This window comes from Streptomyces sp. JLSY215 (assembly GCF_059682825.1).
Map to the genome: position 1 here is coordinate 4,756,885 of NZ_CM185022.1, position 13,090 is coordinate 4,769,974.

Sequence of the window (13,090 nt, forward strand, 5' to 3'; positions counted from 1 at the left end):
CGCCGGGATGCCGGACCGTACGCGAAGGGGCGCCCTCCTGGGAGGGCGCCCCTTCTCCGTTTCGTCGGCGTGGCGGCCGGTCCGTCCTGCGGGCGGTCACCGGGCGCCCGACGAGCGGGCTACCAGCCGCCGTTACCGCCGCCCAGTATGTCCGGGAAGCCCGGGATGTGCCATCCGCCGCCCGGCTTGTTGTCACCGCCGCCGTGGCCCCGGCCGGGCCGGGGCCTGCCCTTCCCCCTGCCGCCGTCGCCCTTGCCCTTGTCCGGGTCGTTGATCGGGACGGTGGACAGGGCCGGTGCCGGACGGCCCGCCAGCGCGCCGGTCATCGCGTCGCGCCAGATGGGGCCGGGGGTGTCGGCGCCGTAGACCTTGTCGTGGGAGACGCCGCCGATGGTGATGTCGTACATCTTGCGCTGGTGCTGCGGGTCGCCGACCCATACCGCGCCGGCCGCGTTCGGGGTGTAGCCCACGAACCAGGCGGCGTAGCGGCTGTCGCTGGTGCCCGTCTTGCCGGCGCTGTCGCGGCCCCTGAGGCCCGCCTTCTGGCCGGTGCCGTCCTGGACGACGCCCTTGAGGAGCGTGTTGATCGTGTCCGCGGTCCGCTTGGACATCGCGCTGCGGCAGCTGCTCTGCGGGACGGTCATCGCCCTGCCCCGCGCGTCCGTGATCGACTCGATGGCGATGGGGGAGCAGTACTCGCCGCCGTTGGCGAACGCCGCGTAGCCGGCGGCCATGGTCAGCGGCGACATTTCCTGCACGCCCAGCGTCAGCGAAGGAACTTGCTGCAACGGCTTGCCGTCCGCCCGCTCGATGCCCATCTTCTGGGCCATCTTGACCGCGGGGCAGACACCCATGTCGCTGATCAGCTGCACGAAGTAGGTGTTGACCGACTTCGCGGTCGCCTCCTTCATGCCGTACGGGCCGACCTCGGACTTGTTCTCGTTCTGGGTGGATTCCGTGCCCTGCCACTCGCCGTTGCAGGTCTGTACCGGGCTCGGATACTGCATCCGGTACGGCGAGGAGTACTTCTGGTACGGGCTGGTGCCCTGTTCGAGCGCGGCCGCCGCGACCACGGGCTTGAAGGTCGACCCGGGCTGGTAGCCGGCGCCGCCGCCCATGTCGTGGTCCACGGAGAGGTTCATCTGGGTCTCGTGCGGCCCGAGGCCGTACGGGCGGGACTGGCCCATGCCGAGGATCTTGCCGGTGCCCGGCTCCACGATGGTGGCGGCGGTGGCGACCGGGTCGTCCTCATAGACATGGTCGCCGATCGACTTCTGGATCGACTTCTGCGTCTGCGGGTCGAGGGTGGTGCGAATCGTCATGCCGCCCTGGTCCCACCGCTTGGAACGGGCTTTCCGGGTCTTTCCGAAAGCCTTGTCGTTGAGAAAGACCTTGCGGATGTAGTCACAGAAGAAGCCCGCGCCGTCCACGGCGGTGATGCAGCCGTTCTTGGGGCGGCTGACCTTCAACTTGATCGGCTTCTGGGCGGCCGCGTGGGCCTGCGCCTGAGTGATGTCCTTCACATCGGCCATCCGCTGCAGGACGATATTGCGCCGCCGGGTCGCCTCCTGCGGGTCGTTGACCGGGTCGAAGCGGCTCGGCGACTGCACGACGCCGGCCAGCAGAGCCGCCTCCTCCAGTTTCAGATCCTTGGCGTGCTTGCTGAAGTAGCGCTGCGAGGCGGCCTCGATGCCGTACGCCTGCTGGCCGAAGAAAGTGATGTTGAGGTAGTTCTGCAAGATCTTGCGCTTGCCGAGCTCCTTCTCCAGCTGGATCGCGTACTTGAGCTCCTTGACCTTGCGGCCGAGCGTCTGCTGGGTGGCCTGCGCGACCTTGTCGGGGTTGTCGCCCGCCTCCTCGATGAAGACGTTCTTCACATACTGCTGGGTCAGCGTCGAGGCGCCCTGGGCGACGCCGCCCGACTGGGCGTTCTTGTTGAGCGCGCGCAGGATGCCCTTCAGGTCGATGGCGCCGTGCTGGTAGAAGCGGGCGTCCTCGATGGCGACGATCGCCTGCTGCATGTACGGCGAGATGTCTTTGAGGCCCACCACCGTGCGGTCGCGGGAGTAGACCTTGGCGATCTCGCCGCCCTTGGAGTCCAGGATGGTGGTCCGCTGGCTGAGCGGTGGCGTCTTCAAGTTGGCCGGTATGTCGTCGAAACCCTCGACCGAGCCCTTCGCCGCCAGCCCCAGGGCCCCGGCGGCGGGCAGCGCGATGCCGGCGAGCACGGCTCCGGCGAGGACGCTGACACCGAGGAACTTGGCGGCCGTCTGGGTTTTGGACAGACCTCCGCCATCGCGCTTCTTAGCCATGCGGACAACCCTACGTTCTGAATCGCCGGACAGGGGTGCACCTGTTCGCTTAGCCTGTTCTCACCTGTCACGGCGGGATGGTTACGCCTCGGTTCGTCAACCCCACCCCTCTGTGCGGACCCTGCCCCTCTTGACCCTTTCTGTCGCCGGAAATCCCGTGTGTCCACGGTGAAGTGTCCGGACTTGGACGGAAAGCGACGTATGCCGTCCGGTCACTCCGTTGGGTGATCTGCCGCGTACGCATAGTCCGTTCGGGCCATTCAAGATTGGGCCCGAAGGGGGTGTTGCGCCCTGCTTGCCTTCCGTAACGTCCTCAACTGGCAACGGTGAATATGCCGCTTGCCGCCGTGGGGGAGCCTCGATTCGGGAGAGGACGGCGCCAGCATGAGCTGGGTAACCGACTGGAGTGCACAGGCAGCCTGCCGCACTACCGATCCGGATGAATTGTTCGTGCAAGGGGCGGCGCAGAACCGCGCCAAGGCGGTGTGCACCGGATGTCCGGTGCGTACGGAGTGCCTGGCCGACGCCCTGGACAACCGGGTGGAGTTCGGTGTGTGGGGCGGTATGACGGAGCGGGAGCGGAGGGCGCTGCTGCGCCGTCGGCCGACCGTGACGTCATGGCGCCGACTGCTGGAGACAGCGCGTACGGAATACGAGCGCAGCACGGGCATCCTGCCGGTGGACTGCGAGGACGAGGCCTTCGACGAGTACGCCGCGGTCGGGTAGGCCGAGCCGAAGCGGCCGGCGGCGGTGAGTCCGGCGGGTCGCCGGGGTGGTGAGCCACCAGGTCGGCGGGCGCGTCGTTCGTACGTCCTGCCATGCGGTCGTAGGCGCCGGGCGTCGGTGGTCAGTTGCCGGCGGTCCGTTGCGGATGGATCGCTGTGGGGCGCCCGTTGCGGGTCGCTCGGTGTGGGCGGTCGGCCGTCGACTGCGTCAGTCGTCGTCGGCTGCGGCTGGGCCCAGCGCGAGACGGTCACCGATCGCGCGCAGGCCGGCGAGGTCATGGACATCACCGGGCAGCGCGGCGACTTCGGTCACCGGGACCTCGGGATGCAGCGCGGTGAAGCGATCCCGTGTGCGCCGTTCGCGCGCGAGGACCTGCATGCGTTCCGCGTGCAGTCGTAGCAGCCGGGCGGCGAGGTGTGCCGCTGAGGCCGATGTGGGTGGCGTCTGCTCCGCCGCGGCAGCGGGGGAGAGGCCGCCGGCGGTTCCTGAAGCAGCCTGCCCGTTGTGATGATCGACAATGCCGTCCGGTTCAAGATTTTCGGCTTGTTCCGTGAGGGTCTCGGCGGCGGCCAGCGCGCGCTCCGCGCTCAGTTGGGCGGCGCCGCTGCCGTGTACGCGGTTCAGCACGAGACCGGCCAGCGGCATCTGCTCGGCGGCGAGCCGTTCGACGAAGTACGCCGCCTCGCGCAGCGCGTCCCGCTCCGGCGCGGCGACCACGAGGAATGCCGTGCCCGGCGCCTGCAGCAGCCGGTACGTGGCGTCCGCGCGGGTGCGGAAGCCGCCGAACATGGTGTCCATCGCGGCCACGAAGGTCTGTACGTCGCGCAGCAGCTGACCGCCCATCAGCTTGCTGAGAGTGCCCGTCATCATGGACATGCCGACGTTCAGGAATTTCATGCCGGCCCGGCCGCCGACCTTCGCGGGCGCCATCAGGACCCGGATGAACTTGCCGTCCAGGAAGGAGCCCAGACGCTTGGGCGCGTCCAGGAAGTCCAGCGCGGAGCGGCTCGGCGGGGTGTCGACGATGATCAGATCCCACTCGTCGCCGGCCCGGAGCTGGCCGAGCTTCTCCATGGCCATGTACTCCTGCGTGCCCGCGAAACCGGCCGACAGCGACTGGTAGAACGGGTTCTCCAGGATGGCGCGGGCCCGCTCGGCGTCCGCATGCCCCTCGACGATCTCGTCGAAGGTGCGCTTCATGTCCAGCATCATCGCGTGCAGTTCGCCGCCCGCGGTCTCGTCGACGCCCTTGACCTGGCGCGGGACGTTGTCGAGCTCCGAGATGCCCATCGACTGCGCCAGCCGCCGGGCCGGGTCGATGGTCAGCACGACGGCCTTGCGGCCGCGTTCGGCGGCGCGTACGCCCAGCGCCGCGGCGGTCGTGGTCTTGCCGACGCCGCCCGAGCCGCAGCACACCACGATGCGGGTGCGCGGGTCGTCGAGGAGTGCGTCGACCTCGAGCCACGGGGCCGAGGCGTCCAGGGTCGTGTCGTCCGAGGTCATATGGGCCCCTGTTTCCGCAGGTCTCTCGCCAGGCGGTAGAGCCCGGCGAGGTCCACTCCCTCGGGGAGCAGCTCCAACTCGAAGGTGGGCAGGCCGATTGCCTTCAGCTCGGCGTGTTCGGTGCGCTCCAGCTCGACCCGCTCGGCGTGCTCGCGGGCCTGCTCCAGCAGCGGGTCGATCAGCCGCTCCGCCAGCCCGCCGCGCCGTGCGCCGCCCAGGCCGGCCTGGGAGAGCGCCTTGGCGATGCCCGTACGGGCCCCGCGGGCGGCGACGTCGAGGTCGCCGTTGTCCAGCAGGGCGGGGCGGGTCATGTTGATGACGATGCCGCCCACCGGGATGCCGGCGGCGCGCAGCTCGGCGATGCCGTCAGCGGTCTCCTGAACCGGCATCTCCTCCAGCAGCGTCACCATGTGGACCGCCGTCTCGGGCGATTTGAGGACCCGCATCACGGCCTGCGCCTGATTGTGGATGGGGCCTATCTTGGCCAGGCCCGCCACCTCGTCATTGACGTTCAGGAAGCGGGTGATGCGGCCGGTCGGCGGGGCGTCCATCACGACCGCGTCGTAGACGAACCTGCCGTTCTTGTCCTTACGGCGGACCGCCTCGCACGCCTTGCCGGTCAGCAGGACGTCCCGCAGGCCCGGCGCGATGGTGGTGGCGAAGTCGATCGCGCCGAGCTTCTTGAGCGCCCGGCCGGCGCCGCCCAGCTTGTAGAACATCTGGAGGTAGTCCAGGAGGGCGCGCTCGGCGTCGATGGCCAGCGCATGCACCTCTCCTCCGCCCGGCCCCACCGCGATCTTGCGCTCCTCGTACGGAAGCGCCTCGGTTTCGAACAGTTGGGCAATGCCCTGGCGGCCCTCGACCTCGACCAGGAGGGTGCGGCGCCCCTCCGTGGCAAGGGCGAGGGCGAGGGCAGCGGCGACCGTGGTCTTGCCGGTGCCGCCCTTGCCGCTGACGACATGGAACCTGCTCACGCCAAGGAGCCTAACCAGTCCGTGTCGCGGATACGCACGGGATACGCCTGGGATGACCCGGAGATCAGCTGAACATTTCTCCGGGACACGTCAGGGTTGCGCCGGGAACCCACCGCCGGGACCAGGCGTGGACGGCGTCCGTCGACGCCCCGTACAGGTATTACCCTCGGCCCATGACCAAGTGGGAATACGCGACCGTGCCGCTGCTCGTGCACGCGACGAAGCAGATTCTGGACACCTGGGGCGAGGACGGCTGGGAGCTGGTCCAGGTCGTGCCGGGCCCGAACAACCCCGAGCAGTTGGTGGCCTACCTGAAGCGGGAGAAGGCGTGAGCACGGCGGAGGAGAAGATCGCGGCGCTCGGCCTGAAGCTGCCCGAGGTCGTACCGCCGCTGGCCACGTACCAGCCCGCGGTGCGCTCCGGTGCATACGTCTTCACCTCCGGCCAGCTGCCGATGGTGGACGGCGCCCTGCCGGCCACCGGCAAGGTGGGCGCCGAGATCAGCCCGGAGCAGGCCAAGGAACTCGCCGCGACCTGCGCGCTCAACGCCCTGGCCGCCGTGAAGTCGGTGACCGGCGACCTGGACAAGATCCAGCGCGTCGTGAAGGTCGTCGGGTTCGTGGCCTCCGCACCGGACTTCACCGGTCAGCCGGGTGTCGTCAACGGCGCCAGCGAGCTGCTGGGCGAGATCCTCGGCGACAAGGGCGTGCACGCCCGGTCCGCGGTGGGCGTGGCGGTGCTGCCGCTCGATGCACCGGTCGAGGTCGAGATCCAGGTCGAGATCGCCGAATAGCCGGACAGCCGGATAGCCGGATAGCCGAATAGGGGCCCTGGGCGTCGAATAGCAGCCAAGGGGACCAACAGGCCCTCGAACATCAGCGCGTGAGCGCATAGCATCCGGCCATGTCGTCGACGACCAATGGCCAGTGGTATCCGCCGGAGTGGCCGGACCGCATCCGGGCGCTTGCGAACGGTGAGCTGACACCTGCCACGCCCCGGCGGGCCGCGACCGTTCTGCTGCTGCGCGACGCCGCCCCCGGCTCGGCCTCCCGTGGCCTTGCCGTTCACATGCTGCGCAGACGCGCCTCCATGGCTTTCGCCGGAGGCGCGTACGCGTATCCGGGGGGCTCCGTCGACTCCCGCGACGAGCGCCCGGTGGCCTGGGCGGGGCCCTCGCGCGCCCAGTGGGCGGTCCGGATGGGCGTCGACCCGGCCACCGCGCAGAGCATCGTCTGCGCGGCCGTGCGCGAGACGTTCGAGGAGGCGGGCGTGCTGCTGGCCGGCGACTCGGCCGACACGGTCGTGGCCGACACCACCGGCGACGACTGGGAGGCCGACCGCGCCGCCCTGGTGGCCCGCGAGCTGTCCTTCGCCGATTTCCTGGGCCGCCGTGGCCTGGTCCTGCGCTCCGATCTGCTGGGTGCCTGGGCGCACTGGATCACCCCGGAGTTCGAACCACGGCGCTACGACACCTGGTTCTTCGTCGCCGCGCTCCCGGAGGGGCAACGCACCCGCAACGCCTCCACGGAGGCGGACCGGACCGTGTGGATCCGGCCGGAGGAGGCCGCGGCCGGCTATGACCGCGGCGAGCTGCTGATGATGCCGCCGACCATCGCGACGCTGCGCACACTCCAGCCGTACGGCACCGCCGCGGACACGCTGGCCGCGGCGGAGGCGCAGGACCTGACACCGGTGCTGGCCCGCGCCCGCCTGGTGGGCGGCGAGATCGTGCTGAGCTGGCCGGGGCACGACGAGTTCACCAAGCACATCGCCACCGGCGACGGCCCCGGGGACGACGCGTCCGACGGCCCCTCCGGCACCACGAGCCCCGAGGGAGGGAACCCCCGATGACCGAAGCAGCAGCCCTCCCCGGCCAGCCACGCGGCGGAGTGATCTCCGGGCAGGCCACCGCGCGTGCCCACTGCGTACTGGCGCCGAACCCGTCGGCGATGACGCTGGACGGCACCAACACCTGGATCGTCGCCGAGCCGGACTCCGACCTCGCCGTCGTCATCGACCCCGGGCCGCTCGACGAGACCCACCTCCAGGAGGTCATCGACACCGCCGAGCGGGCCGGAAAACGCATCGGTCTGACCCTGCTGACCCATGGCCACCCGGACCACTCCGAGGGCGCCGCCCGGTTCGCCGAGCTGACCCGTTCGGCCGTACGGGCCCTGGACCCGGCGCTGCGGCTCGGTGACGAGGGGCTGGGGGCCGGCGATGTCATCACCACCGGCGGCCTGGAGATGCGCGTGGTGCCCACACCGGGGCACACGGCTGACTCGCTCTCGTTCCACCTGCCGGCCGATGCCGCGGTCCTCACCGGTGACACGATCCTGGGGCGCGGCACCACCGTGGTCGCGCACCCCGACGGGCGCCTGGGTGACTACCTGGATTCGCTGCGGCGGCTGCGCTCGCTCGCCGTCGACGACGGTGTCTCGACGGTCCTTCCCGGCCATGGGCCCGTCCTGAACGACGCCCAGGGGGCGGTGGAGTTCTATCTGGCGCACCGCGCGCACCGGCTCGCCCAGGTGGAGACGGCGGTCGAGGCCGGGCATCGCAGCTCCGCCGAGATCGTCGCCAGCGTGTACGCCGACGTCGACCGGTCCCTGTGGCCGGCGGCGGAGCTGTCGGTGCGGGCACAGCTGGAGTATCTGGGCGAGCATGGGCTGATCTGAGCCCGTCCGGCCTTACCTGATCCGCCTGATCCCATGTGAAACCGGGCCCGTGGTGCGTGCTTTCGGTACGAGGCCGGGGCGGCCGGGCCGCGGGCGCGTGGGCTACGCCCGGCACGGCCGTGCCCGCGTGCCCGTATGCCCGTACTCCCGGGTGCCTGTACGCCCGGGTGCTTGTACGCCCGCTCGCCTCTGGTCTGGCCGCCCGTCAGGTCAGCCTGAGCGGCCCCGCCGCCCGGGGTGCCCCCATGGCGAAGGGCCCCGCCGAAGCGGGGCCCTTGCGAGGAGTTCGACCTGTCGGCGTCAGCGCGACCGCTTGGCCAGTCGCTCGACGTCCAGGAGGATCACGGCGCGGGCCTCCAGGCGGAGCCAGCCACGGCCGGCGAAGTCGGCGAGCGCCTTGTTGACCGTCTCGCGGGAGGCGCCGACCAGCTGGGCCAGCTCTTCCTGCGTCAGGTCGTGGACGACGTGGATGCCTTCCTCGGACTGCACGCCGAAGCGGCGGGACAGGTCCAGGAGGGCGCGCGCCACACGGCCCGGCACGTCGGAGAAGACCAGGTCGGACATCTGGTCGTTGGTCTTGCGCAGGCGGCGGGCGACGGCGCGCAGCAGGGCCGTGGCGACCTCCGGGCGGGCGTTCAGCCAGGGCTGAAGGTCGCCGTGGCCCAGGCCGAGCAGCTTGACCTCGGTGAGTGCCGAGGCGGTGGCCGTGCGCGGGCCCGGGTCGAACAGCGAGAGCTCGCCGATCAGCTCACCGGGGCCCAGGACGGCGAGCATGTTCTCGCGTCCGTCCGGGGAAGTGCGGTGCAGCTTCACCTTGCCCTCGGTGACCACGTAGAGGCGGTCGCCGGGGTCCCCTTCGTGGAACAGGGCGTCGCCGCGGGCGAGCGTGACCTCTCCCATCGAGGCGCGCAGCTCGGCCGCCTGCTCGTCATCGAGCGCCGCAAAGAGCGGTGCGCGCCGCAGAACGTCGTCCACGAGATCTCTCCTTGTCGACATGCTCCGGGGGACTGTGGTCCCCATCATGCCGGAATGCAAAACAGTGCGATCAATCACAAGTTTGCCGGACCGGTGCCGCAAGCCATAAGGCAGGGGGCCGATTGGGGTCACGAATCACAGTGGCCGGGGCGGATGTCAGTGGGTGGCCTTAGTCTGGCCGAGTGTCCAATACGCCGGTGAGAGCACGGGACTGGGGGGCTGGGTGAGTGAACGCCGTAGGCGATTCCGCTGTGGGCGAACACGCGTCCACAGGTGCGGCGAATACGGATAAAAGTAACAAATCCCTCTCCAGGGTGACGGTCGGCCGGGAGGCGGCCGCGCGGCGGTCCGGCGCGTCGCGGCCGACGACGGGCACGGCGGCGGACAAGACGAACGCGACGGACACGGCAAACGCGACGACGACGGACACGACGACGAAGGACGCGACGGCGAAGCGCGGGATACCGGCGGGCGCAACCGCCAGGAACTCCGCATCGAAGAGCCCGGTAGGCAAGATCTCGGCAGGGAAGAAGGCCGGCGTGAAGGAAACCCCGCCCGCGACGTCGGCGGCAGCCAAGAGCGCCGCCAAGAAGCCCGCGAAGGCTGCGAAGACCGCGAAAGCCGCGAAGAGCGTGAAGCCGGCGAAGGCGGCCGCGAAGGCCCCCGCCGCGAAGAAGACCGCTGCGGCCACGAAGAAGACCGCCGCGGCCACGAAGAAGGCCGCGGCCAAGAAAGCCCCCGCCAAGAAGGCGGCACCGGCCAAGAAGGCCGCTCCCGCCCGCAAGCCCGAATCGCGGGTCGCCATGGTGCGGCGGGCGCGGCGGATCAACCGGGAGCTGGCCGAGCTGTATCCGTACGCCCACCCGGAGCTGGACTTCACCAACCCCTTCGAGCTGCTGGTCGCCACGGTGCTGTCGGCGCAGACGACCGATCTGCGGGTCAACCAGACCACGCCGCGGCTGTTCGCGGTCTGCCCGACGCCCGAGGACATGGCGGCGATGGAGCCGGAGCGGCTGGAGGAGCTGATCCGGCCGACGGGCTTCTTCCGGGCCAAGACGAAGTCGCTGCTGGGGCTGTCGGCGGCGCTGCGCGACCGCTTCGGCGGCGAGGTGCCCGGCCGCCTGGAGGATCTCGTCACGCTCCCCGGAGTCGGCCGCAAGACCGCCAATGTGGTGCTGGGCAATGCCTTCGGCGTCCCGGGGATCACGGTCGACACGCACTTCGGCCGCCTGGCCCGCCGCTTCGGCTGGACCACCGCGGAGGACGCCGAGAAGGTCGAGGCGGATGTCGCCGAGATCTTCCCCAAGAGCGAGTGGACGATGCTCTCGCACCGCGTCGTCTTCCACGGCCGCCGCGTCTGCCACTCCCGTAAGCCCGCCTGCGGCGCCTGTCCCATCGCCCCGCTGTGCCCCGCGTACGGCGAGGGCGAGACGGATCCGGAGAAGGCGAAGAAGCTGCTGAAGTACGAGCTGGGCGGCCAGCCGGGGCAGCGGCTGAAGCCGCCGGCCGACTATCCGGGGCAGCCCGCGCCTCCGATGGCGGCCCCATGACGGCAGCCGCGTGACCACAGGGCGGCCCCGCACGGGGACCGACCATCGATGCCAGGGCCTGAGGGGGCGCGTATGAGGAGTGCACGGGAGCAGTACGGCGAGGAGACCGGGGCCCGCGCGGGGACGGCGTACGGCCGGGAGGTCCCCGTCACGGCGGAGGGCCTGCCCGAGTGGCTGACCCCGGTGGCCCGCGCGGCCGCCACGCTCGAGCCGCGGCAGCTCAGCCGCTTCCTGCCGCCCGAGAGCGGTGGGCGCCAGTCCGCGGTGCTGGTCCTCTTCGGCCACGGCCCGCGCGGCCCCGAGCTGCTGCTCCTGGAGCGGGCCGGCACCCTGCGCTCGCATGCCGGCCAGCCCTCCTTCCCCGGCGGCGCCCTCGATCCTGAGGACGGCGATCCCGACGGGCACGGCCCGGTGCGGGCGGCGCTGCGCGAGGCCCAGGAGGAGACCGGTCTGGATCCGGCCGGCGTCCAGGTCTTCGGCGTGCTGCCGCGGCTCTACATCCCGGTCAGCGGCTTCGTGGTGACGCCCGTCCTGGGGTGGTGGCGCGAGCCGAGCCCGGTGGGTGCGGTGGACCAGGCCGAGACCGCACGGGTCTTCGCGGTTCCGGTGGCGGATCTCACGGATCCGGCGCATCGGGTCACCACCCGTCACCCCAGCGGTCACGTCGGCCCGGCCTTCCTCGTCGAGGACGCCCTGGTCTGGGGCTTTACGGCCGGCGTGATCGACCGGATACTGCATTACGCGGGCTGGGAGATTCCGTGGGACCGTGACAAGCAGGTCCCGCTCGACTGGCGCTCGTGAGACGGTGTCCGGCGTGAACGTCCTGGACATCCTGCTGCTGGTCGCCGCCGTGTGGTTCGCGATCGTCGGCTATCGGCAAGGCTTTGTCGTCGGCATCCTGTCCGTGATCGGCTTCCTCGGAGGCGGCCTGATCGCGGTCTATCTGCTGCCCTTGATCTGGAACGAGATCACCGACGACGCGACGCCCGGCACCTTCGCGGCCATCGCGGCCGTCGCCATCGTGATCGTGTGCGCCTCGGTGGGCCAGGCGCTCACCACGCATCTGGGCAACAAACTGCGCCGTCACATCACCTGGTCACCGGCGCGGGCGCTGGACGCGACCGGCGGCGCGCTGGTCAACGTCATGGCGATGCTGCTGGTCGCCTGGCTGATCGGCTCCGCCCTGGCGGGCACGTCCCTGCCGACGCTCGGCAAGGAGGTGCGCAACTCCAAGGTGCTGCTGGGGGTGTCCCGTGTGCTGCCCCAGGCGGCCAACACCTGGTTCGCCGACTTCTCGGCCGCGCTCGCGCAGAACGGCTTCCCGCAGGTCTTCACGCCGTTCTCCAACGAGCCGATCACGTCCGTGCCCGCGCCGGACCCCAGGCTGGTCAACGGCTCGGTGGCGGCGGGGGCCCGGCGCAGCATCGTCAAGATCGTCGGTACGGCGCCCAGCTGCGGCAAGGTCCTCGAAGGCAGCGGATTCGTCTTCGGCAAGCACCGCGTCATGACCAATGCGCATGTTGTCGGCGGCGTCACCGAGCCGACCGTCCAGGTGGGCGGCGAGGGGCGGCAGTACGACGCCAAGGTGGTGCTCTACGACTGGCAGCGCGATATCGCGGTCCTGGATGTGCCCTCGCTGAACGCCCCGGTGCTGAAGTTCTCCGACCAGGACGCGAGCAGCGGCAAGAGCGCCATCGTCGCGGGCTTCCCGGAGAACGGCGGCTATGACGTCCGCGCGGCCCGGATCCGCGGCCGTATCCAGGCGAACGGCCCGGACATCTACCACCGCGGCACGGTCGCCAGGGACGTCTACTCCCTCTACGCCACGGTCCGGCAGGGCAACTCCGGCGGCCCGCTGCTCACCCCCAAGGGCGAGGTCTACGGCGTCGTCTTCGCCAAATCGCTGGACGACTCCCACACCGGCTATGCGCTGACCGCCGACGAGATCCGCGAGGACGTCGCCAAGGGGCGTACGGCCGAGCGGCAGGTCAACAGCCAGGGCTGCGCGATCTGAGGCGGACGGGCGCCGGAGGCGGCGCGGGGGACGGCTGTTTCCCGCGCCGGGCGCGCGCCGGGGAGCGGCGGCTCAGCTTCGGGGATGGCGCAGGCGCGCACTCATCCAGCGCGCTCTGCGGCGCAGGATGCGCGGAATGCCCATCGGGTCCGCGGGACCGGGGGAGCCGTCGGACCTGAGGTCCGGGGCTTCCCTCTCCCGAGTGCCCACTGCAGCGGCACTGCTGCGGCGGTTGCGTGCCACGTCACGGTAGTCGTGCGTCCAGCCCATACCCACGACACTGCCCGTGGCCCAAGGTCCGTAACCGCCTCGGGAGCCGCCAATTGGCCTATGCGCCAGGCAATTGGCCGTTCGTCAT

14 protein-coding genes are annotated in these 13,090 nt (G+C 70.7%); 8 read left to right on the forward strand and 6 right to left on the reverse strand.

Going from position 1 to position 13,090, the window contains the following annotated elements:
- Positions 1 to 119 precede the first annotated feature (119 nt).
- The gene (locus AC5677_RS21310; RefSeq protein WP_497189516.1) at positions 120 to 2,312 is read right to left on the reverse strand and encodes a transglycosylase domain-containing protein; all 2,193 of its coding nucleotides are present in this window, start codon (positions 2,310 to 2,312) and stop codon (positions 120 to 122) included.
- A gap of 384 nt (positions 2,313 to 2,696) precedes the next feature.
- Here AC5677_RS21310 and AC5677_RS21315 point away from each other — a divergent pair, with 384 nt between their 5' ends.
- Positions 2,697 to 3,038 carry a WhiB family transcriptional regulator gene (locus AC5677_RS21315; protein WP_238574326.1) on the forward strand — a complete coding sequence of 114 codons (342 nt, stop codon included), beginning with the start codon at positions 2,697 to 2,699 and terminating at the stop codon, positions 3,036 to 3,038.
- A 207-nt stretch (positions 3,039 to 3,245) separates the two neighbouring features.
- On the opposite strand, the gene bagB is transcribed toward AC5677_RS21315, so the two are convergent.
- Positions 3,246 to 4,541 carry an ATPase BagB gene (gene bagB / locus AC5677_RS21320; protein ID WP_497189517.1) on the reverse strand — a complete coding sequence of 432 codons (1,296 nt, stop codon included), beginning with the start codon at positions 4,539 to 4,541 and terminating at the stop codon, positions 3,246 to 3,248.
- A complete protein-coding gene (gene bagA / locus AC5677_RS21325; RefSeq protein WP_497189518.1) occupies positions 4,538 to 5,515 on the reverse strand; it encodes an ATPase BagA in 978 nt (325 codons plus the stop codon). Before bagA ends, bagB begins: the two co-directional genes overlap by 4 nt.
- Positions 5,516 to 5,688: 173 nt before the next feature.
- Between bagA and sp36 the strand changes: the two genes are divergently transcribed.
- From sp36 to AC5677_RS21345, 4 genes are all read left to right on the forward strand, one after another.
- Positions 5,689 to 5,847: a Sp36 family protein gene (gene sp36 / locus AC5677_RS21330; RefSeq protein ID WP_003967454.1), complete on the forward strand. Its 159-nt coding sequence runs from the start codon at positions 5,689 to 5,691 to the stop codon at positions 5,845 to 5,847.
- Positions 5,844 to 6,308: a RidA family protein gene (locus tag AC5677_RS21335; RefSeq protein WP_497189519.1), complete on the forward strand. Its 465-nt coding sequence runs from the start codon at positions 5,844 to 5,846 to the stop codon at positions 6,306 to 6,308. The genes sp36 and AC5677_RS21335 overlap by 4 nt, the downstream gene beginning before the upstream one ends.
- A 110-nt stretch (positions 6,309 to 6,418) precedes the next feature.
- Complete coding sequence (locus tag AC5677_RS21340) at positions 6,419 to 7,366, forward strand: NUDIX hydrolase (protein ID WP_497189520.1); 948 nt, start codon at positions 6,419 to 6,421, stop codon at positions 7,364 to 7,366.
- Complete coding sequence (locus AC5677_RS21345; RefSeq protein ID WP_497189521.1) at positions 7,363 to 8,193, forward strand: MBL fold metallo-hydrolase; 831 nt, start codon at positions 7,363 to 7,365, stop codon at positions 8,191 to 8,193. Before AC5677_RS21340 ends, AC5677_RS21345 begins: the two co-directional genes overlap by 4 nt.
- 300 nt (positions 8,194 to 8,493) lie before the next feature.
- Here AC5677_RS21345 and AC5677_RS21350 read toward each other — a convergent pair whose 3' ends face one another.
- Both AC5677_RS21350 and AC5677_RS21355 read right to left on the reverse strand, forming a co-directional pair.
- Positions 8,494 to 9,168, reverse strand: coding sequence for a Crp/Fnr family transcriptional regulator (locus AC5677_RS21350; protein WP_006604164.1), 675 nt, complete (start codon positions 9,166 to 9,168; stop codon positions 8,494 to 8,496).
- Positions 9,169 to 9,337: 169 nt separating this feature from the next.
- Positions 9,338 to 9,859: a hypothetical protein gene (locus AC5677_RS21355; RefSeq protein ID WP_497189522.1), complete on the reverse strand. Its 522-nt coding sequence runs from the start codon at positions 9,857 to 9,859 to the stop codon at positions 9,338 to 9,340.
- Here AC5677_RS21355 and nth point away from each other — a divergent pair.
- The 3 genes from nth (at position 9,801) to AC5677_RS21370 (ending at position 12,732) form a co-directional block, all read left to right on the forward strand.
- Positions 9,801 to 10,718, forward strand: coding sequence for an endonuclease III (nth, locus tag AC5677_RS21360; RefSeq protein WP_497189523.1), 918 nt, complete (start codon positions 9,801 to 9,803; stop codon positions 10,716 to 10,718). The two genes, AC5677_RS21355 and nth, sit on opposite strands and share 59 nt — an antisense overlap.
- 72 nt (positions 10,719 to 10,790) lie before the next feature.
- Positions 10,791 to 11,519, forward strand: coding sequence for an NUDIX hydrolase (locus tag AC5677_RS21365; protein ID WP_497189524.1), 729 nt, complete (start codon positions 10,791 to 10,793; stop codon positions 11,517 to 11,519).
- Between the two features lie 13 nt (positions 11,520 to 11,532).
- The gene (locus AC5677_RS21370) at positions 11,533 to 12,732 is read left to right on the forward strand and encodes a MarP family serine protease (RefSeq protein ID WP_497189525.1); all 1,200 of its coding nucleotides are present in this window, start codon (positions 11,533 to 11,535) and stop codon (positions 12,730 to 12,732) included.
- 72 nt (positions 12,733 to 12,804) lie between these two features.
- On the opposite strand, the gene AC5677_RS21375 is transcribed toward AC5677_RS21370, so the two are convergent.
- The gene (locus tag AC5677_RS21375; RefSeq protein WP_497189526.1) at positions 12,805 to 13,002 is read right to left on the reverse strand and encodes a hypothetical protein; all 198 of its coding nucleotides are present in this window, start codon (positions 13,000 to 13,002) and stop codon (positions 12,805 to 12,807) included.
- Positions 13,003 to 13,090 lie beyond the last annotated feature (88 nt).